The sequence below is a fragment of the Bradyrhizobium sp. CCGB12 genome (genome assembly GCF_024199845.1).
Lineage (GTDB): Bacteria > Pseudomonadota > Alphaproteobacteria > Rhizobiales > Xanthobacteraceae > Bradyrhizobium.
The window spans coordinates 6,621,790-6,640,768 of the sequence record NZ_JANADO010000001.1; the positions used below are offsets into that span (position 1 = coordinate 6,621,790).

An 18,979-nucleotide genomic window follows, 5' to 3' on the forward strand; every position below is an offset into this window, starting at 1 on the left:
TCGTAACAGTGGTTTTGTCTAGGCGCGCCAGCTTGCTCAAAACAAATTCAAATCCAGTGTTGCGTCGGCGCTGCACCAAGTCCGCTTCGGTCCCAAACTGGAACAAGTTAACGGACTCTTACGCGTTCCACCCTTGATCTCAGCAACAACCGCTGGCTTCAATCCGGACAACTACAGGGGGGAACTCATGACGGAGCAGGCGGACGTCATCGTCGTCGGCGCGGGGCTATCCGGCCTGGTGGCCGCAACCGAGATCGCGGACGCGGGCAAGCGCGTGATCGTGGTCGATCAGGAGGGGGAGCAGTCGCTCGGCGGCCAGGCGTTCTGGTCGTTCGGCGGATTGTTCCTGGTCGATTCGCCGGAGCAGCGCCGGCTCGGCATCAAGGACTCCTGCGAGCTCGCGCTCCAGGACTGGATTGGTACCGCCGGCTTCGATCGCGACGAGGATTTCTGGCCGCGGCAATGGGCCGAGGCCTATGTGGCGTTCGCGGCCGGCGAGAAGCGCGACTGGCTGCGCGCGATGGGGCATCGCATCTTTCCCGTGGTGGGTTGGGCCGAGCGCGGCGGCTATGACGCGATGGGTCACGGCAATTCGGTGCCGCGCTTCCATGTCACCTGGGGCACCGGCCCTGGTATCGTCGAGCCGTTCGAGCGCCGCGCGCGCGAAGCCGTCCGAAGCGGCCGGCTCACCTTCAGGTTCCGCCATCGCGTCGATGCGCTCTCCATCACCAACGGCACCGTGGATGGCGTCAGCGGCGCCGTTCTCGCCCCCGACGACGTCGAGCGGGGCAAGAGCTCGTCGCGCAACGTCGTCGGCGAGTTTGCGCTGAAGGCGCAGGCGGTGATCGTCGCCTCCGGCGGCATCGGCGGCAATCATGAGCTGGTGCGGCAGAACTGGCCGAAGCGGCTCGGTGATCCCCCGAAATTCATGATCTCGGGCGTGCCCGAGCATGTCGACGGCCGCATGATCGGCATCACCGAGAAGGCGGGCGCACGGCTGATCAACCGCGACCGCATGTGGCATTACGTCGAGGGCATCCAGAACTGGTCACCGATCTGGCCGCGCCACGGCATCCGCATCCTGCCCGGCCCGTCCTCGATGTGGTTCGACGCCACGGGCACGCGGCTGCCGGCGCCGCTGTTCCCGGGCTCCGACACGCTCGGCCAGCTCCAATACATCATGTCCACCGGCTATGATTATTCATGGTTCATCCTGACCCAGAGCATCATCAAGAAGGAGTTTGCGCTGTCGGGCTCGGAGCAGAACCCCGACCTCACCGGCAAGAGCTGGCGCATGACCTTGCGCCGCGCCACCAACAAGGGTGCCCCGGCGCCGGTGGAGGCGTTCAAAAGCCATGGTGTCGACTTCATCGTGCGCGACAAGCTCGATGAGCTCGTTGCCGCCATGAACAAGCTCGCCGGCAGCGATCTTCTGAGGCCCGAGCACATCAAGATGCAGATCGAAGCGCGCGACCGCGAGATCGCCAATCCCTACGTCAAGGACGCGCAGGTGATGAACATCCACAATGCGCGCCGCTATATCGGCGACAAGCTGATCCGCACCGCCTCGCCGCACAGGATCCTGGATCCCGCACATGGACCGCTGATCGCGGTGAAGCTTAACATCCTCACCCGCAAGACGCTGGGCGGCTTCGAGACCGACCTCGACTCCCGCGTGTTCGGCGAGGAAGGCAGCGTCATCCCCGGCCTCTATGCAGTCGGCGAGGCCGCCGGCTTTGGCGGCGGCGGCGTGCACGGCTACCGCTCGCTGGAAGGCACATTCCTCGGCGGCTGCCTGTTCTCGGGCCGCAATGCCGGCCGCGCCGCGGCGAAGGCGGTGGGCTAGATCATGCGGCGGTGGTTGCAGATCGGGGCGCTTGTTGCGGCATTGACCGCCGCCTCCGCGGCATCCGCCGATACGATCGACGTCAACGGCGTGAAGCGTTCCTACACCGTGCAGCTGCCGGCGAAGCGGCTTGTGCCGCTCGTGGTCGCGCTCCATGGCAAAACCCAGCGCGGCGCCGACATGGTCGCGCGCACGGCGTGGCCACAGGTCGCCAAGCGTGAAGGTTTTGCCGTGGTGTTTCCCGATGGCCTCAACCATGCCTGGGCCGATGCGAGGACAAAGGCGGGCCCCGCGCTCCGTGGTCCACCCCCTGGAACCGACGACGTCGCTTTCATCACAAAGCTCATCGAGAAGCTGGTGGCCGACGGCACGGCCGATCCGAAGCGCGTCTACGTCACCGGCGTCTCCAACGGCGGTGCCATGGCGATGACGCTGGTTTGCGCGCGCGCCGATCTGTTTGCGGCGGGCGCCAGCGTGATCATGAACCTCACTGAGGAGGCGGCCGTCACGTGCCATCCCTCGCGGCCACTGCCGATGCTGCTCATGAACGGCACGGCCGACCCGCTGGTGCCTTACGAGGGCGGACGCGGATCGAGTTATTTTGCCGCAGACGGGTTCTGGTCGACCGAGGAGACGCTGACATTCTGGCGCAAGCTCAACGGCTGCGAGATTGACGACGCGGGCGCGAGCGACATGCCCGACAGGGCGCCGGCAGAGCAGTCCACGGTCACGCGGATCAGTTCGCGCTGTCCGACCGGGCACGACGTCGTGCTCTATCGCATCAACCATGGCGGCCACCGCATGCCCGGATTCTCTCCGGATGCCCGCTTCCCGAAAATCGCGGCACGCCTGCTCGGCCCGCAGAACGGAGACATCGACGGCGCCGAGACGATCTGGACGTTCTTCAAGCAGTTTCCGTAGGTGCCGCATGCGCATTCGGCAACGCATGCGTGCCTGGCAACGCATGCGCGCCTGGGGTGGCAGAGCGCGGGTCGCTGGGCTAGACAGGGCCGCCATCCACCAGGAGATCCCAAATGAGCATTCAGCGTTTCGAAACCGGCCCGCGCATGAGCCAGGTCGTCGTGCACGGCAACACCGTCTATCTCGCCGGTGTCGTCGCCAACAAGGCAGCCGGCGAAAGCGTGACGAAGCAGACCCAGGACATCCTGGCGACCATCGACGGTCACCTCGCCAAGGCCGGCACCGACAAGTCGAAGCTGCTCTCGGCCACGATCTACATCACCGACATGAAGACGTTCGGCGAGATGAACGCGGTGTGGGACGCCTGGGTTTCGCCGGGCAACACGCCGGCCCGCGCCACCGTCGAGGCCAAGCTGGCGGCGCCGCAATACACCGTCGAGATCATGGTGACCGCGGCGAAGTAATTTTCGCAAACAATGCGAATGAAGCGCGATGAGGCCATCATCGCGCTTTTCTCTGTGCACATATCGATGACCTCCGAGGTAATCGATATGGGCGCGCAAACCTTCGATGATCACGGTCAGCCGCACACGGCTTCATCGAAGGAGACTGACATGACCGACCATACCGCCATCGCCCTTTGCTATATCGATCTCTGGAACGAGCGCACGACCAGCCGCCGCCGCGAGCTGCTGAGCGAAACCTGGACGGCGGATGCAAGCTATGTCGATCCGCTGATGAAGGGCGACGGCCCTGATGGTATCGACGCGCTGATCGCAGGCGTGCAGCAGCGCTTTCCCGATTTCAAGTTCAAGCTGATCGGCGAGCCCAACGGCTATGGCGACCATGTCCGCTTCAGCTGGGGGCTTGGCCCTGACGGCGTCGACAGCCCGATCAAGGGCACTGATTTCGCCGTGCTGAAGGATGGGCGCATCAGGAGCGTGACGGGATTTCTGGACCAGGTGCCCGCGGGCGCGTGAGGTCTCTCTTACCCTCCCCTGGAGGGGGAGGGTCGTTACGCATGCAGCGGAGCGAAATGCGTAGCGGGGTGGGGTGAAGGTCTCTCCACATCCAACACTGCCCGCGTGGAGAGATCACCCCACCCCGCTCGCGCTACGCGCGATCGACCCTCCCCCTCCAGGGGAGGGTAAAGCGAGAGACCAGCGCTTAGCTTGCAGTTGCCAGCCGATACGCAGCCTTCGCATTCACACCGAACGCCTTCTCCCGCACACCGGGCCCAAGTCTCGCCAGACACGCCTCCAGCGCGCCCTTGATCTCGCCGTAGCTGCCCGCAAGCAGGCACACCGGCCAGTCCGAGCCGAAGATCAGGCGATCCTCGCCAAAGCAATTCGCGGCATGCTCGACGAAGGGGAGCAGCCGCTCCGCATCCCAATCGTTCCAAACCGCTTCCGTCGCCAGGCCCGAAATCTTGCACCAGACATTGCCGCAAGCGGCGAGTGCTGCGATGCGATCGGACCATTCGCTGCCGCCATCGGCAATCGGCGGCTTGGCGGCGTGATCGAGCACGAAGCGCGCTTGGGGGAAGGCCTGCGCGGTTGCGATGGCCGACGGCAGCTCGCGACTACGGACGAGGAAATCGTAGGCGAGATCGTGCGCGAACACGGCGGTAAGGCCGCGCTGGACGTCCTCGCGCAGCAGCCAATCGGGATCGGCCTCGTCATGGACCTGGTGGCGGATGCCGACCAGCTTGTCGCCGCCCGGCAATGCGCGAAGCCGGTCCAGCGTGTCACCGAGCGAGGCGTCGGTCAGATCAACCCAACCGACGACACCGATCACTGATGGCGTCGCATGCGCAATCCGCAAAAATTCCCCGGTCTCCTCCAGCGCGGAGCGGCACTGCACCACGATGCTCGCGTCGATGCCGTTTGCCTTCAACAATGGCGCAAGATCGGCGGGCCCGAACGCGCGGCGTATCGGCGCGAGCTCGGGCGCCTCCATCCAGGGATAGTCGGCGCGCGCGGGGTCCCAGAAATGTTGATGGCCGTCGATGATCAATGGCCTACGCTCCGCCTGGCAGCGGCGCCCGGGCATCGACGAGATTTTTCCCGCGCAGCTCCTGCCAGAAGACTTGCGGCACCGCCTTCTCCGACATCGCGATGTTGTCGGAAATCTCCGCGGCATTGCGCGCGCCCATCACCGCGACTGTCACCGCCGGATGCGCCATGCAGAACTGGAGCGCTGCAGCCTTCAGCTCCGTGCCGTGCTTGCGGCAGAGCGCATCGAGCTCGAGCGCACGCGCGATCAGTGCCGCATCGGCCTCCTGATAGTTGAACTTCGCGCCGCTGTGCGGATTGGCCAGGATGCCGCTGTTGTAGATGCCGCCGAGCAGGATGCCGATGTTCCTGGTCTGGCAGACCGGAAACAGCGCATCCAGCGCACCCTGGTCGAGCAGCGTGTACCGGCCGGCGAGCAGGAAGCAGTCGACCGGTACGGCCTCGGCAAAACGCAGCGGCATTTCCGACTGGTTCATACCGGCACCGATCGCCTTGACCGTACCATCCTCGCGCAGGCGCTGCAGCGCGCGGAAGGCGCCAGCGACGGCATCGTCATAGTGATCGTCGGGATCATGCACGAGCAGGACGTCGACACGATCGAGCCCGAGCCTGGCGAGGCTTTCCTCCATCGACCGCATCACGCCGTCATGGCTGAAATCGAACACCGGCCGCTCGCGCGGCGTGCCCTTGTAGTGCTCATCCTCGGCGGCCGCTCCATCCGGCGCGCGCAAGAGACGCCCGACCTTGGTCGAGATGACGTAGGACTCGCGCGGTTGTTGCCGCAGGAACGCGCCGAGCCGCCGTTCGGCGAGACCAAAGCCGTAGAGCGGCGCGGTATCGAAGAAGCGGATTCCGAGGGACCAGGCGCGTGCGATTGTCGCCTCCGCATCGGTATCGCTGACGGGGGTGAACAATCCGCCGAGCGGAGCGGAACCGAGGCCGAGTGAGGTGACGTCGAGAGAGCCGAGCCGCGAGCGTTTCATTCCCATTGCCTTCCAGCAGTCTTCTTCCAACAGTCCAAATCATCTCCCCCGCTCGCGGAAACCGCAAGCGGGGAAGGCACACAGGAACGCGGGGCTGGTTGCGCTCCTACTTCAACATCTGCGCAACGTTGTCCTTGGTCACGAGATCGAGGCCGGTGTAGACGATCTCCGGCACCTTCTCACCCTTCTTGATGGCGAGCAGCGTGTCCATCGCCTTCTCGCCCATCTCGAACGGACGCTGGCCGACCAGCGCATTGGCATAGCCGTCGCGCAGGAGCTCGAGCTGCATCTTCAGCGTATCGGCGACGACCAGCGTGAACTTTCCGGAATCGATCTCCTTCTTGTTCCTGCTGGCAAAGGCCTTGAAGCCCTCAGGGGCGAACATTGGCCAGCCGCCGATGGGGACAATGGCGGCGAGATCCGGCGTTGCGGTGCGCATATCCGTCATTTGCTGGATTGCGAGCGCGGGATCGTCGTTACAGAAGGTCGGGGAACCCGCGACCTCGGTCCATTTCGAGCCCTTCAGCGCCTCACGGACGCCGTCGACTCGCTCGGCGAGGTTCTTGGCGCCGGGACCGCCCGAGACCATGGCGTATTTGCCGCCGTCGGGCCGCATCTTCAGCAATTCCTTGCCGAGCGCGACGCCGAATTCCTTGTTGTTGGTGCCAATATAAGCGATGCGCTTGGAGCCCGGTGCATCTGCGTCAAAGGTGATGACGGGGATGCCGGCGGCGGTTGCCGCCTCGATCGACTTGGTCATGGCCGCAACGTCGGCGACCGAGATGGCGAGACCGTCGACCTTCTGGGTGACGAAATCCTGGATGATCTGCGCCTGCGTCGCCGGCTCATGCTCTACCGGCCCCTTGTAGATGCACTCGATGTTGCCGAGCTCCTTGGCACGCTTCAGGCAGCCGTCGCGCGCGAAGTCGAAGAACGGATTGTTCATCGCCTTGGGCACGATCACGAAGCGGTAGTTCGCGGCGAACGCCGGCGTTGCCATCATCGCAACAGCGATGCCGGCAAGAAGAAGTTTCCTCATTGTCTCCTCCACCTTCTCTGGCGCCCATCCTCTTGAGAAACGTCCGGGAAGCGGACAGGCGACATCTTTTTTGCCTTCCCGAGACGACGTCGATTCAGGTCATCCGCGAGCGCACGCGGTCGACCAGCACGGCCAGGATGATGATCACGCCCACCAGCGTTTGCTGCCAGTAGGAACTGACCTGCGCCAGCACGAGCCCGTTGCGGATCACTTCCAGCAGCACGCAGCCGACGATGGCCCCGAGCGGACCGCCGATGCCGCCGGCGAGATTGGCGCCGCCGATGACGGCCGCCGCGATCACGTTGAGTTCGTAGGACGTCGCCATGTTGGCGGGCGCCGATCCGAGCCAGCCGGAGATGATGATGCCCTGGAGCCCCGCGGCGAGCGCACAGATCACATAGACCTCGATCTTGACACGCACGACCGGAATACCGGTGAGTTCAGCCGCCTTCTCGTTGCCGCCGAGCGCGAAGACGTGGCGGCCGAACGAGGAGTGATGCAGCACCACGGCCATCGCCAGCGCGAGGATCACGAGATAGATGAAGGGCATGGGGACGCCGAGCACGTCACCGGAGGTGAGCGCGTAGAAGTAATCGGCATCCGGCCCGCCCGGGAAACTGCCGCGACCGTTGGAGACGACATAGCCGAGCCCGCGCACGATCGAGAGCATGCCGAGCGTGGTCACGAAGGGCGACAGGCCGAGCACGGCGATGCAGAAGCCGTTGACGAGGCCGGCGAGCAGCGCGACGCCGAGGCCGGCGAGGATCGAGACCAGCAGGATCAGCCCCGGCACATTGGCCAGCACAGTCTTGCCGTCGGCCGCCATGTGCACGAACAGCGAGCCTGCGGGCGAGCCGGGCGTCGACAGCTCGGTCATCACCATCGAGGTGATCATGGCCGAGAAGCACATCATCGAGCCGACCGACAGATCGATGCCGCCGGTGATGATCACGAAGGTGACGCCGAGGGTGGCGATGGCGATGAAGGAGAAATTCTTCGCCACGTTCTGCATGTTGCCTTCGGTGAAGAAGTACGGGCTGGCGAAATGCATGATCACCAGCAGCACCGCCAGCGCGAGCAGGACATAGCCGGTCTGGGAGGCGAAGATGCCGCGCTGCCACCATCTGATCTTGCCGACATTCGAGAAGGTGATCGGGGATTCCAAGGGCATGGCCATCACGCCGCCTCCTTCGCGCCGGTGATGAGGGCGGTGATTTCCTCTGGGCTGGTCTGGCCGATCGCCTTGTCGGCGCGCTTTTCGCCACGGCGCATGACGATGACGCGGTCGCACACGGCGAAGACGTCGGGCATGCGGTGCGAGATCAGCATGACGGCGACGCCCTGCTCTTTCAGCCGATGGATCAGACCGAGCACCTGCTCGACCTGGCGGACCGAGATCGCGGCGGTCGGCTCGTCCATCATCACCAGCCGCGCGTTGGAGAGCCGCGTGCGCGCGATCGCCACCGCCTGGCGCTGGCCGCCCGACATCTGCTTGACGAGATCATCGGGGCGCGTCTCCGAACGGAGTTCGCCGAACAGCTCCAGCGCACGCGCGGCCATCGCCTTGTGGTCGAGCAGCGCGAGCGGGCCGAATTTGCGCTTCAGCTCGCGGCCGAGGAAGACGTTGGCCGCTGCCGACAAGTTGTCCGCGAGCGCAAGGTCCTGGTAGACGACCTCGATGCCGACGGCGCGAGCATCGACCGGGCGGTTGAAATGGACCGCGCTGCCGGCAAAACGCATCTCGCCATGACTGGGGCGGAAATTGCCGGCGATGATCTTGACCAGCGTCGACTTGCCCGCGCCGTTGTCGCCCATCAGGCCGACCACTTCGCCCGGGAAGACCTGCATGTCGACGTCGTGGAGCGCGCGGATCGCGCCGAACTCCTTGCCGATGCCGGTCAGTTCGAGGACCGGGGTCGCGTCAGCATTTGCCATCAGCGGACTTCCTCACACATAGCGGTTGACCAGGGATTCCAGATATTCCTGCCGACCCGAGCGCGGCTGCGGGTCGAAGCCGGGATTGAGTGCACGGTCGGCGAGATCGGCGAGCGAACGCTGGCCGCCGAGAATGGCGCGGCCCTCGGGTCCTGCCCATCCCTCATAGCGCCTCGCAAGCGGCGCCGCGAGAGCGCCGGCATCCAGCATGTCTGCGGCGGCGAGGAAGGCACGCGCGCAGGCATCCATCGAGCCGACATGGGCATGAATCAGATCGTCAGGATCGATCGACTGGCGGCGGATCTTGGCATCGAAATTGAGCCCGCCCGTGGTGAAGCCGCCGCGGTTCAGGATCTCGTGAAACACCAAAGCGAGCTCCGGCACGTTCATCGCAAACTGGTCGGTGTCCCAACCGAGCAGATCGTCGCCGCGGTTGATATCGAGCGAGCCGAACACGCCGAGCGCCTCCGCGAGCGCGACCTCGTGGTGGAACGAGTGGCCGGCGAGGATGGCATGGTTCTGCTCGATGTTGAGCTTGACGTCATTGAGAAGATCGTAGCGCGCGAGGAAGCCGTAACAGGTGGCGACGTCGAAATCATATTGATGCTTGGTCGGCTCCTTCGGCTTGGGCTCGATCAGGATCGGGCCCTTGAAGCCTATTTTGTGCTTATGCTCGACGACGAGCGAGACGAAGCGGCCGAGCTGGTCGAGCTCGCGCTTGAGATCGGTGTTGAGCAGCGTCTCGTAGCCTTCGCGGCCGCCCCACAGCACGTAGTTCTGCCCGCCGAGCCGATGCGTCACCTCGAGCGCGGCGCGGACCTGGCCGGCGGCATAGGTGAAGATCTCAGGATCCGGATTGGTCGCGGCACCCGCCATGTAGCGGCGATGCGTGAACAAATTGGCGGTGCCCCAGAGCAGGCGGACCTTGCTCGCGGCCATCTTGGCCTCGAACAGATCGGCGATCGCGTTGAGGTTAGCGACGGACGCGCCGAGCGAGGCGCCCTCCGGCGCCGCATCGACATCGTGGAAGGTGAAGAACGGCACGTCGAGCAGGCGGAACAGCTCGAACGCAATGTCGGCCTTGGCGCGCGCCTGCGCCATCGCATCGGTGCCGTGGTGCCAGGGCCGCAGGAACGTTTCGCCGCCGAAGGGATCGCCGCCGGGCCAACAGAAGGAATGCCAGTAGCAGACTGCAAAACGCAAATGGTCCTCCAGCCGGCGGCCATGCACGATGCGGTCCTTGTCGTACCAGCGGAAGGCGGACGTGCTGTCCGCATCCTTGCCGGCAAAGGCGACAGGTGCGCTTGCATCGAAGAATTTTCCTGACGCGTTCACTTAAGCAGTCTCCTTCAATGCGGGATAGAGCGCGCGCCAGCGACGATAGGCCTCGTCATAGGCCGCGGTGACGGACGCGCGGGGCGTGAAGCTCGCGAGCCGCCGCGGACGGGTGCAAACCTGCACGGGATCCTCACCTGTTACGGCGAGCCGGCCGAGCCTGGAGGCGCCGAGGGCGGCTCCCACCTCGCCTTCCTCGATGCGGTGGACGGGAATGCCGAGCACGTCGGCGCAGATTTGCGCCCATAGCGGCGAGCGCGAGCCGCCGCCGACGAGATCGAGTTCAGCGATCGAGCCGCCTGCCGCGCTCAGCGCCGCCAGATTGTCGCGCACGGCGAAGGCGACGCCTTCGAGCACGGCCTGGACGATCTGTCCGCGCCCGGTCGCACCGCGCAAGCCGACGAAGGCGCCGCTGGCGGCGGCATCGTTGTGCGGCGTGCGCTCGCCGTCGAGATAGGGCAGGAATTTGACGGGGCTCGGCCCGTCGACGCGTTCACCGAGCGGAGCCAGGAGCGCTGCGGCCGGCGTCTCCATCACACCGGACAGCCAGGCCAGCGAGGCCGCCGCCGACAGCATCACGCCCATCTGGTGCCAGAGGCCGGGCAGCGCGTGGCAAAACGCATGCACGGCCTGAGCCGGCGCCGGTGCGAACCGATCGGTGACGCGGAACACGACGCCGGACGTTCCCAGCGACAGGAAGGCAGCGCCGGGTGCGATGGCGCCGAGCCCGATCGCGCTCGCCGCATTGTCGCCGGCGCCACCCGCGACCACGACATTTCCAGTCATACCCCAGCGCTGCGCGTATTCCGGCGCCAGCACCGCACTCACCTCGCTGCCCTCGACGAGGCGCGGCATGTGATGCAGATCGAGCCCGGTGGCATGCAGCAGCAGGGCCGACCAGCGGCGCAGGCCCACATCCAGCCACAGCGTACCGGCCGCATCCGACATATCCTCGACCATTTCGCCGGTAAGGCGATAGCGGACGTAGGCCTTGGGCAGCAGCACCTTTGCGACGCGGTCGAAGATTTTTGGCTCGTGCCGCGCGACCCAGAGCAGTTTTGGCGCAGTGAAGCCAGGCATGGCGAGATTGCCGGCGATCGCGTGCAACGACGGGCAGCGCCGCTCCAGCACGCTGCATTCGGCCTGCGAGCGGCCATCGTTCCAGAGAATGGCCGGTCGCAACGGCCGTCCATCCTCGCCAAGCAGCGTCGCGCCATGCATCTGGCCTGACAGCCCGATGCCGGCGACCTGCGCGACCTCGCGCGGATGGCGGGCGGCGAGATCGTCGACCGCGCCGATCGCGCCACCGACCCAGGAATCCGGATCCTGCTCGGACCACAGCGGCGCGGGATGTGACGACGCAAGCTCGCGCGCGGCCGTCGCGACAATCGCGCCGGCGTCACTCACGAGCACCGCTTTCACACCGGACGTGCCGATGTCAATTCCGAGATACAACTCGTCCTCCCTTTCGCCTATTGCGGCGGGCGAGCTTAAAGTCGCCTTCTCCGCAATGGCCGTTTCGCAATCCTGCTGCCGCTAAGGCAGATTGTCCCGCATCACGATGTCGATCCTGATCTTCTCCTGTTCGCGCAAGATCGGCTCGCCGCGGGCGAGCGCAAGCAGCACGCGCACGGCGGCACGCGCTTCGTGGCCGGGATTCTGCGAGATTGCCGCATCCATCGCACCCTGCAACAGCAGCCGCCGCGTCAGCGCGGTGACGTCGTGCCCGACGAAGATCACCTGCTTGTCGCGGCCAGCATCGCCCGCGGCCCTGTCGCCCAATGCGTTGGCCACGCCTTGCGTGCCGGCACCGACGTTATAAAGGCCGACAATGTCCGCATGTCGGCCGAATAGCCGCGCCAGCAGTTGCTCCGAACGGTCGTCCTCATCGCGCCCTTCCAGCACCGGCAACACGCCGAGACCGGGGAATTCCGTCGCCATCACCTGGTTGAAGCCGAAGATGCGCTCGGCATGGTCGCGCAGGCCCTGCGAGCCCGCGACGATCGCAACCTTGCCGGATCTCTGGCCGACCAGCCGCCCGACCAGGGCGCCGGCGGTGCGGCCCGCAGCGATGTTGTCGATGCCGACATAATGATGCCTGCGCGAGGACGGTACGTCCGAGACCAGCGTCACCACCTTGGTTCCGGCATCGACGAGATCGTTGATGGCGGCGCGGACGCCGGGATGATCCAGCGCCACCACGGCGACGCCGTCATAATCGCCCGACAGCGCCTCGAGCGAGGCCGCGAGCGAGGAGGGGTCGAACACGTCGGTTGCGACCATCTCGACGCTGAGGCGGCGCGCCGACAGCCAGGCCGACATTTCGCCAAGATAGGCCTCGATTTGCTGCATGAACGGATTCGAGCCCGACGGCATCACGAAGGCGAAGCGGCGGGCGCGGCCGCGTGCGAGTTCTGCCGCGGCGACGTGCGGCTGGAACGCATTGCGCTCGATCGCCGCCTTGACCCGCCGGACCGTGTCCGGCCGGACGCCCGGCCGGTTGTGCAGGACGCGGTCGACCGTCGCGAGACTGACGCCGGCCTCGCGGGCGATGTCCTTCAGCGTCAGAGCAGTCGGGGTGAGCGTCTCGGCCATGGCCGAAGGCTAGCAGAGGTGTTTTGAGGTACGCAACTCATTTTGAGCGGCGTGACGGCATTTCCAAACGGAGGGGTTGGACGGCGCTTGCCTCAGCAGCTCAGGTCGAGCGTCAAGAACAGGCTGTTGGGATCCTCGACATAGCCCTCAAACGGACCGCAGAGGATGAAGCCGTGCGCCTGGTAGAGCGCAAGCGCCGGCTTGAAATAGTCCCACGAGCCGGTCTCGAGGCTGAGCCGCCCGATGCCGCGCGCGCGGGCTTCCGTGATGATGTGGCGGAGCATCTGGCCGCCGAAGCCGCGCCGGCGCGTGGTCTGAAGCGTGTGCATCGACTTCACCTCGCCGTGGCCGGCCGAGAGCATCTTCAGCGCGCCGGTGGCGACCAGCGTCTCGCCGTCCCAGCCGGTCCAGAACGCGATATCAGGCGCGCGAAGGCCGGCGAGATCGAGCGCATGGGCGCTGCCCGGCGCGGTCTGCGCCCGCGCCGCCGTGACGTGATGATCGAGCAGCGCGATGACGCGGGGATCATGGGTGTCGCCGGTGCGGATCTGCATCATCAGGGTCTCGTTTCAACTTGTCGGGTCACGTTCATGGAAATCGGCAGCATCACATCTTCCCGTAGGAGGCGCCGCGCCGCGTGATGATGATGTAGCGCGCATCCTGCCGGGTCTCGTTCTCGAAGATCACTGCGCGCATCACGTCGAAATCCAGACAATCGCCCTCGCGCAGCCGCACCGCCTTGGCATCGATATGCACGGCGATCGCGCCCTCCAGCATCAGAAGCTGCTGGGTGAAGGCGTTGCGGCCCCAGGGGCTATAGGAGACGCGGGCGCCAGCCGGCAGGTCGACGACGATGATCTCGATGCCGCTTGCCGCATCCGGCGGCGAGGCATGACGCCGCCGGTAGCCGCTGTCGGGATCACGCCAGTGCGGCTGGTCGGCGAGCCGCACCAGCCGCTCCGGCGGTTTCTCGGCCAGCGCGACGACATCGCTGAGCGACACGTCGAGTGCCGCGCAAAGCTTTCCGAGCAGCGCAGCCGTCGCGCTGCTCTGTGCCCGCTCCACCCGCCCGATCATGGCCCGGCTGACGCCGGACCGCACCGCGAGTTCGTTCAACGTGATGCCCGCCTGCGTCCGCAGCGTCTTCAGGCGCCGACCGATCGCGCGGTCGAGTTTTTGCTGGTCCATCCGTGCTGGTCCTGGCCTTCATCCGAGCGTTGCCCGGCGACGCGGACCGCAAGCCGCCGGAGCGAGAGCAGCTTAGCCGAGCGAACGGTGCGTGCCGAAAGACAGGGGCTAATATATTGGAAACTTATGCACCGCGCGAATGCGCGCTGACGTCTTCCATATCAATCGGGATGAAAGTATCAATCGGAAGGCTTGGAGCAGGCGAAGGGAATTGAACCCTCGTATGCAGCTTGGGAAGCAATAGCGCCCGGCGCTCTTCGGCTTCATCTTCATGCCGCGTCCGCAAACCGCACCGGCTCCTCGTCCGTTTGTCCGTCCGATAGTGCATCGGACCAACGGACGAGGATTCCATATATGAAAGCTAAAATTGCCTTGGCTTGCGCCTCGCCCGATTCAGGCCTGCACATCCTCGGGTGCCTTGGCACCCAAGCCAAGGTCTACTCCCAACTCTTTCATTTTCGCGTTTATTGCCTGGATAGCCGCGCGTCGGCGCTTCTGTGCTGTGGTCACATCAACGCCAGGAGCTGGGTTTTGAGGAAGGTCGTCAATAATCCGGTCATGGTTTATCAGGGGCTTGGAACGCAAATTATCGAGTTCAGGCCCTGTTATTCCCAATACTTCACTGGAAATAGAGATCAGCTCCTGAAGGCGCATTCTTATCTTTTGGAAGGAATCGAGGTCACGCGCGAAGCCGGCGTTTGTGAACTTGTTCAGAAGATCTTCCCAAACGTGATACGTTACCAGGAACGTATAGAGGCCATGCGCCCAACTGGATTCGGTGCTGCCATAGAAAGCGCGACGAATAAGTAACTTGCGTGCGTAGTTTATTGCCTCGGCCCTTTTCATTTCTGTATTAGCAGACATTTCAACTGCGACCTGAAACGCGGGATCGCGATAGATGTCCCGGCCAATCGGCAACTTAATGACGCCATTCGGCTGGCCGATATCAACTGCACTAAATACACCGGCATTCTTAGAGCGATTGAACCTGGTAATTTCTAAAGTGTACTGGGCGCGACGATTCCTGAAAGCGGAATTCAAATGAATGATGTTAAAGCCGGCATCATCTCCGCCATGTCCTGTCGAAGATGGACAAGAGAGGACGTAAAGGTCTTGCCAGAATTCATCGGCTTCTGCAGCTCTAGCAGAGAGATGACGCGGGATCGAATAGCGGGTGAGACCTTGAACGTGACGATGCCCGTGAAGGATAAGGCTGCATTCGAGAGAAATTGCTGCTGCTAAAAATGTGGCAGGGCTCACGAGATACATGAGGGGCTCGTCAGGTATTCCGAAGACTGTCTTCCCTTCTCCCGCCGCCTGCGGCAACGGATGGTGATGAAGGGCTAAGACGCGCATGACCGCGAACTCTTGGCCCGCTCTTTGTGGAATGCTATCTTTTAGGCCAAGCGCAAGGTTATGAGAATTTGCGACAATTGCATCGTATGTAGCTTGCTGAATCTCGCCCTTCGCAGCAAAGCTTGCTCCATTTGAGTCTAGAAGGACCAAGTCCAATCCCGAGTTCGGGTAGTATTTATTCTCTGAATGGCGAGGGAGAGAAAGCTCCTGATATATTGCGTCGTTCTTGAACACGAGGCCCATTCTCTTTACGTCGTGATTGCCCGCGATTGCCCGAATGTCAGTGAACGTCCCCGTTGCTCGAAATTTTTCGATCGCACCCTTCGCCTCTTTGAAGGTGCTAGCCGAGGGGCTGTCTACCAAGTCGCCTGTAATCAATAGGATACGATCCGACGCGCCTTCGAATCGTTGCATCTTCTCGCGTATGGTCGAAACTAAGACGTCGACCGCTCCTGAGTATGTGCCGTTCCCGTCGAGATGGAGGTCCGAAATTTGCACGATAACGAACGATCGATCCGTCATAATCGCCTCCAAACCTATCGATGAAGAGATTTTCCTCGCCAGTTCGAGAAGCTCGCTGAAACCCAGCTAGTGCAGTTTTGTTGATCGACGAGCAGGTCACCGTTTGCCGAAATCGACATTCAACCACTGGTTTTGTCAACCCGCGCGGCAAACCGACAAAATTGCTTCGCAACGTAATTCACGTTCGCTTGAACTATTGCAAACGTTGGAGCGGGCGAAGGGAATCGAACCCTCGTATGCAGCTTGGGAAGCTGCCGTTCTACCATTGAACTACGCCCGCGGATGCGCAGCTTGCGCTCATCCTGATTAGCCGAGACGGCGCGTTCCGCCAAGCGCTTTGGCGCCGCACGCCACATGCTTCTCAACTTTCCAGCAAGATTTTGGGTGCGTCGGATTGTGGCGGTGTTATGATCTCGGGTCTGGGGAGAAGCGTGCACTGAGTGGGGCGTGTGCATGGTGGGGCGTGCTTACGCGATATTTGACACGGCCATCGGCCGCTGCGGCATCATCTGGAGCAGCACCGGCGTGGTTTCCGTGCAATTGCCGGAGGCGCGGGAGATCGACACCCGCCGCCGCATTTTCGCAATCCATCCCGAGGCGCGCGAGCAGCGCCCGTCCGAAAATGCAGAGCTTGCGATCGAGGGCATCAGAGGCCTGCTGCAAGGCAACGATCCCGATTTTTCCGAGGTCAGCCTCGACGCCGGCGGCGTGCCCGGCTTCAGCCGGCGCGTCTACGAGTACACCTGCACGATCCCGCGCGGAGAGACACGAACGTACCACGAGATCGCGAAAGCATTGGGTGCCTCCGGCGCCGCGCATTCGGTGGCGCAGGCGATCGCCAAAAATCCCTACATGCTGATCGTGCCCTGCCACCGGGTGCTGGAGGCCGGCAATTACACCGACCGGCTCTCGCCCTATGGCGGCGTGATCTCCAAGCGGCGGCTACTGGCGCTCGAGGGCGCCCATCCGATCGCCAGCAAGACGCTGTTCGAGGTGCTGCTGCCCGTTGCCCCGCCCCGCGCGCCTACCTAGATACGCGGCATGGACGCAACCACGCTGCTGACGACACGTTCGATGACCGTCTCCGAGTTTCGCTGCGATGCGGGGCCGGACGATACGCCGTTTGCGGAGTGCCGCGCCGGCCATTCCATCGCCTATGTCCGTTCGGGCAGTTTTGGCTGTCATTGCCGCGCCGGCTTCTTCGAATTGGTGGCGGGCTCGATGCTGGTCGGTGCCCCCGGCGAGGAATACACCTGCACGCATGAGCACGTGTCCGGCGACGTCTGCCTGTCCTTTTTCCTCGGTGAGGATCTGGTCGACGCCCTCGGCGGACGTCGCGAGGTCTGGCAGGTCGGCGCAACGCCGCCGCTGCCCGAGCTGATGGTGCTCGGCGAGCTCGCCCAGACGGCGGCAGATGGCAATAGCGATCTCGGCCTCGACGAAATCGGTCACATCCTGGCTGGTCGTTTTGTCGACGTCGCCTCGGGCAAGCCCCGCAAGCAGACACCGCCGACCACGCGCGACCGTCGGCGCGCGGTCGAAGCTGCGCTGTGGATCGACGACAATTCGCACGGCGAAGTCGACCTGGAACAAGCCGCGCGGCAGGTGGGCCTTAGCCCTTTCCATTTCCTGCGACTGTTCTCGAGCGTGCTCGGCGTCACCCCGCATCAATATCTGGTGCGCTCGCGGCTGCGGCACGCCGCGCGACTGCTCACGGATGAGGACATCGCGGTCACCGACATCGCCTATGACGTCGGCTTTGGCGATCTCTCCAACTTCGTTCGCACCTTCCACCGCGCCGCGGGCGTGTCGCCGACCAAGTTCCGCCAGGCCTCGAAGGGGGAACGCAACATTTTCGGGGAACGCCTCGTCCTCAACTGAGACAGGCCGGGCACATCGCAGGGTAACAGTCTGTTGACCAGACAGGCGCGAAGCACTGGCGCTCGCGGCACATCGCGCGCTACTACAACCGAAGAGCGAATCAGCGCCTTTCAGTGCGACGAGCCGGCAGATGGACAGTTCCTCAGATAACGTGATTGCGGCTACGCTGATCGCGCTTGCCGTAGGCCTCGCGTTCATCGCTGGCTGTGCCGTCTATTACGGCCGCCAAATCAGCTCGCCCAGGATTCCAATGCAATGGGGGCCCGATGGGCAGCCAACCTGGTTTGCACCGCGCCTCATTGGGCTCTGGTCCAGCTTCGCCGTCACGGCGGCGCTTTCCGTGTTCCTGCTCATCCTCGCCCTTCATGAACCGCAGAAGCTCACGGCGTTGATCGTCGCAACGGTCAGCGTGATCGGAACCAACATGTGGTTCCAGGTCTATCACCTGAAGCGGGTGATCCGGTGGCAGGCGGAGACGCTGGCGAGTTAGCCGGGCAGTCCCATGGCATGGATTCTCGCGATCGGCGTTTGCGCGTTCCTCTACTGGATCACGAGGCGAGCTCGCGAACATGCCGCCGAGCATGCCGCAACCGGTGTGCTGCGCTCGCCGCTGTACTGGTCGGCTGCGGCCCTCACGATGACGTTGCTGGGCCTCGTCCTCTACATGGCCCATCTCGGGCACGAGGGGCCGATTCCGTGGCCGTTCTGGCCGCTCGCGGGCATCCTGATCATCGCCATCCTGCTGCTGCGTCGCGCCTTGAAGTGGCGATACCCGGTCTAGTCCCGCCAACCGACCGTCCGCACCAAGCGCAAGATTTTCCAAGAGCGTCCGACCTCGCCTCGACTAGCTTCGGCTCCGGCGCGCGCCAGTTGCGGCGCGCTTCGCAAATGGAGACTGACATGTACGACCACATCGGACTTCGCGTTGCCGACCTCGACGCCGCCACGCGCTTCTACAGCGCTGTGCTGGCGCCACTCGGCCATGTCCTGTGCTCGAGCGGCGACGGCTATGCCGGCTTCGGCCCGAAGGGCGAGCCGGCGCTCTGGCTGCATCTCAACAAGGGGCGGAAGGCCGACGGCGTCCACATCGCCTTCCGCGCTGGGGATCATGACGCGGTGAAGGCATTCCACAGTGCGGGCCTGAAGAGCGGCGGTCGCGACAATGGCGGCGCCGGTCCGCGCAAGGATTACAGCCCGACCTATTATTCGGCGTTTTTGATCGATCCCGATGGCAACAATGTCGAGGCGGTTTGCAGCTAAGCATTTGCCGCTTGCTCCGTCATTGCGAGGAGCGCGACAAAATTGCGCAGCAATTTTGCGCAGGTGCGACGAAGCAATCCAGACTGTCTCCGTGGAGACATCG

At 64.1% G+C, this 18,979-nt stretch carries 20 protein-coding genes and 1 tRNA gene; 9 read left to right on the top strand and 12 right to left on the bottom strand.

Annotated elements, in window-relative coordinates:
* Positions 1-187 precede the first annotated feature (187 nt).
* From NLM27_RS30330 to NLM27_RS30345, 4 genes are all read left to right on the top strand, one after another.
* Positions 188-1,846, top strand: coding sequence for an FAD-binding dehydrogenase (locus NLM27_RS30330; protein WP_254146766.1), 1,659 nt, complete (start codon positions 188-190; stop codon positions 1,844-1,846).
* A gap of 3 nt (positions 1,847-1,849) precedes the next feature.
* Positions 1,850-2,767, top strand: coding sequence for a PHB depolymerase family esterase (locus tag NLM27_RS30335; protein ID WP_254146767.1), 918 nt, complete (start codon positions 1,850-1,852; stop codon positions 2,765-2,767).
* A gap of 113 nt (positions 2,768-2,880) precedes the next feature.
* The gene (locus NLM27_RS30340; protein ID WP_027575148.1) at positions 2,881-3,231 is read left to right on the top strand and encodes a RidA family protein; all 351 of its coding nucleotides are present in this window, start codon (positions 2,881-2,883) and stop codon (positions 3,229-3,231) included.
* A gap of 150 nt (positions 3,232-3,381) precedes the next feature.
* Complete coding sequence (locus NLM27_RS30345) at positions 3,382-3,747, top strand: nuclear transport factor 2 family protein (RefSeq protein WP_254146768.1); 366 nt, start codon at positions 3,382-3,384, stop codon at positions 3,745-3,747.
* A 187-nt stretch (positions 3,748-3,934) separates the two neighbouring features.
* Here the strand turns inward: NLM27_RS30345 and NLM27_RS30350 are convergent, their stop codons facing one another.
* The 12 genes from NLM27_RS30350 to NLM27_RS30405 form a co-directional block, all read right to left on the bottom strand.
* A complete protein-coding gene (locus NLM27_RS30350; RefSeq protein ID WP_254146769.1) occupies positions 3,935-4,783 on the bottom strand; it encodes an amidohydrolase in 849 nt (282 codons plus the stop codon).
* A gap of 4 nt (positions 4,784-4,787) precedes the next feature.
* A complete protein-coding gene (locus tag NLM27_RS30355; RefSeq protein WP_254146770.1) occupies positions 4,788-5,765 on the bottom strand; it encodes an aldo/keto reductase in 978 nt (325 codons plus the stop codon).
* A 106-nt stretch (positions 5,766-5,871) separates the two neighbouring features.
* Complete coding sequence (locus NLM27_RS30360; RefSeq protein ID WP_254146771.1) at positions 5,872-6,804, bottom strand: sugar-binding protein; 933 nt, start codon at positions 6,802-6,804, stop codon at positions 5,872-5,874.
* 94 nt (positions 6,805-6,898) lie between these two features.
* Complete coding sequence (locus NLM27_RS30365) at positions 6,899-7,981, bottom strand: ABC transporter permease (RefSeq protein WP_254146772.1); 1,083 nt, start codon at positions 7,979-7,981, stop codon at positions 6,899-6,901.
* Positions 7,981-8,739: an ATP-binding cassette domain-containing protein gene (locus NLM27_RS30370; RefSeq protein WP_254146773.1), complete on the bottom strand. Its 759-nt coding sequence runs from the start codon at positions 8,737-8,739 to the stop codon at positions 7,981-7,983. The genes NLM27_RS30365 and NLM27_RS30370 overlap by 1 nt, the downstream gene beginning before the upstream one ends.
* A gap of 12 nt (positions 8,740-8,751) precedes the next feature.
* Positions 8,752-10,074, bottom strand: coding sequence for a xylose isomerase (xylA, locus tag NLM27_RS30375; protein ID WP_254146774.1), 1,323 nt, complete (start codon positions 10,072-10,074; stop codon positions 8,752-8,754).
* Positions 10,075-11,529 carry a xylulokinase gene (xylB, locus tag NLM27_RS30380; protein ID WP_254146775.1) on the bottom strand — a complete coding sequence of 485 codons (1,455 nt, stop codon included), beginning with the start codon at positions 11,527-11,529 and terminating at the stop codon, positions 10,075-10,077. It lies immediately after the preceding gene.
* A gap of 81 nt (positions 11,530-11,610) precedes the next feature.
* The gene (locus tag NLM27_RS30385; protein WP_254146776.1) at positions 11,611-12,669 is read right to left on the bottom strand and encodes a LacI family DNA-binding transcriptional regulator; all 1,059 of its coding nucleotides are present in this window, start codon (positions 12,667-12,669) and stop codon (positions 11,611-11,613) included.
* A 92-nt stretch (positions 12,670-12,761) separates the two neighbouring features.
* On the bottom strand, positions 12,762-13,223 hold the full coding sequence (locus NLM27_RS30390; RefSeq protein WP_254148970.1) for a GNAT family N-acetyltransferase: 462 nt from the start codon (positions 13,221-13,223) through the stop codon (positions 12,762-12,764).
* A 52-nt stretch (positions 13,224-13,275) separates the two neighbouring features.
* Positions 13,276-13,857: a helix-turn-helix domain-containing protein gene (locus tag NLM27_RS30395; protein ID WP_254146777.1), complete on the bottom strand. Its 582-nt coding sequence runs from the start codon at positions 13,855-13,857 to the stop codon at positions 13,276-13,278.
* Positions 13,858-14,250: 393 nt separating this feature from the next.
* Positions 14,251-15,735, bottom strand: coding sequence for a metallophosphoesterase (locus NLM27_RS30400; protein WP_254146778.1), 1,485 nt, complete (start codon positions 15,733-15,735; stop codon positions 14,251-14,253).
* A gap of 206 nt (positions 15,736-15,941) precedes the next feature.
* Positions 15,942-16,015 (bottom strand) — tRNA-Gly (locus NLM27_RS30405).
* 173 nt (positions 16,016-16,188) lie between these two features.
* On the opposite strand from NLM27_RS30405, the gene NLM27_RS30410 reads away from it, so the two are divergent.
* The 5 genes from NLM27_RS30410 (at position 16,189) to NLM27_RS30430 (ending at position 18,876) form a co-directional block, all read left to right on the top strand.
* Positions 16,189-16,767: a methylated-DNA--[protein]-cysteine S-methyltransferase gene (locus NLM27_RS30410; protein WP_254146779.1), complete on the top strand. Its 579-nt coding sequence runs from the start codon at positions 16,189-16,191 to the stop codon at positions 16,765-16,767.
* A gap of 9 nt (positions 16,768-16,776) precedes the next feature.
* The gene (locus NLM27_RS30415) at positions 16,777-17,616 is read left to right on the top strand and encodes a helix-turn-helix transcriptional regulator (protein WP_254146780.1); all 840 of its coding nucleotides are present in this window, start codon (positions 16,777-16,779) and stop codon (positions 17,614-17,616) included.
* A 130-nt stretch (positions 17,617-17,746) separates the two neighbouring features.
* On the top strand, positions 17,747-18,106 hold the full coding sequence (locus NLM27_RS30420) for a hypothetical protein (RefSeq protein ID WP_254146781.1): 360 nt from the start codon (positions 17,747-17,749) through the stop codon (positions 18,104-18,106).
* A gap of 12 nt (positions 18,107-18,118) precedes the next feature.
* A complete protein-coding gene (locus NLM27_RS30425; protein ID WP_254146782.1) occupies positions 18,119-18,397 on the top strand; it encodes a hypothetical protein in 279 nt (92 codons plus the stop codon).
* A 119-nt stretch (positions 18,398-18,516) separates the two neighbouring features.
* Positions 18,517-18,876: a VOC family protein gene (locus NLM27_RS30430; protein ID WP_254146783.1), complete on the top strand. Its 360-nt coding sequence runs from the start codon at positions 18,517-18,519 to the stop codon at positions 18,874-18,876.
* The last annotated feature ends 103 nt before the right edge of the window (positions 18,877-18,979 follow it).

What these genes read in the sequence shown, in the direction of transcription:
- NLM27_RS30410 (WP_254146779.1), top strand. Translation starts at nt 16,189, where the DNA reads ATGGTGGGGCGTGCTTACGCGATATTTGACACGGCCATCGGCCGCTGC.
- NLM27_RS30340 (WP_027575148.1), top strand. Translation starts at nt 2,881, where the DNA reads ATGAGCATTCAGCGTTTCGAAACCGGCCCGCGCATGAGCCAGGTCGTC.
- NLM27_RS30430 (WP_254146783.1), top strand. Translation starts at nt 18,517, where the DNA reads ATGTACGACCACATCGGACTTCGCGTTGCCGACCTCGACGCCGCCACG.
- NLM27_RS30355 (WP_254146770.1), bottom strand. Translation starts at nt 5,765, where the DNA reads ATGAAACGCTCGCGGCTCGGCTCTCTCGACGTCACCTCACTCGGCCTC.
- NLM27_RS30345 (WP_254146768.1), top strand. Translation starts at nt 3,382, where the DNA reads ATGACCGACCATACCGCCATCGCCCTTTGCTATATCGATCTCTGGAAC.
- NLM27_RS30420 (WP_254146781.1), top strand. Translation starts at nt 17,747, where the DNA reads ATGGACAGTTCCTCAGATAACGTGATTGCGGCTACGCTGATCGCGCTT.
- NLM27_RS30365 (WP_254146772.1), bottom strand. Translation starts at nt 7,981, where the DNA reads ATGGCCATGCCCTTGGAATCCCCGATCACCTTCTCGAATGTCGGCAAG.
- NLM27_RS30390 (WP_254148970.1), bottom strand. Translation starts at nt 13,223, where the DNA reads ATGCAGATCCGCACCGGCGACACCCATGATCCCCGCGTCATCGCGCTG.
- NLM27_RS30415 (WP_254146780.1), top strand. Translation starts at nt 16,777, where the DNA reads ATGGACGCAACCACGCTGCTGACGACACGTTCGATGACCGTCTCCGAG.
- NLM27_RS30395 (WP_254146777.1), bottom strand. Translation starts at nt 13,857, where the DNA reads ATGGACCAGCAAAAACTCGACCGCGCGATCGGTCGGCGCCTGAAGACG.
- NLM27_RS30370 (WP_254146773.1), bottom strand. Translation starts at nt 8,739, where the DNA reads ATGGCAAATGCTGACGCGACCCCGGTCCTCGAACTGACCGGCATCGGC.
- NLM27_RS30385 (WP_254146776.1), bottom strand. Translation starts at nt 12,669, where the DNA reads ATGGCCGAGACGCTCACCCCGACTGCTCTGACGCTGAAGGACATCGCC.
- NLM27_RS30400 (WP_254146778.1), bottom strand. Translation starts at nt 15,735, where the DNA reads ATGACGGATCGATCGTTCGTTATCGTGCAAATTTCGGACCTCCATCTC.
- NLM27_RS30330 (WP_254146766.1), top strand. Translation starts at nt 188, where the DNA reads ATGACGGAGCAGGCGGACGTCATCGTCGTCGGCGCGGGGCTATCCGGC.
- NLM27_RS30360 (WP_254146771.1), bottom strand. Translation starts at nt 6,804, where the DNA reads ATGAGGAAACTTCTTCTTGCCGGCATCGCTGTTGCGATGATGGCAACG.
- NLM27_RS30425 (WP_254146782.1), top strand. Translation starts at nt 18,119, where the DNA reads ATGGCATGGATTCTCGCGATCGGCGTTTGCGCGTTCCTCTACTGGATC.
- NLM27_RS30335 (WP_254146767.1), top strand. Translation starts at nt 1,850, where the DNA reads ATGCGGCGGTGGTTGCAGATCGGGGCGCTTGTTGCGGCATTGACCGCC.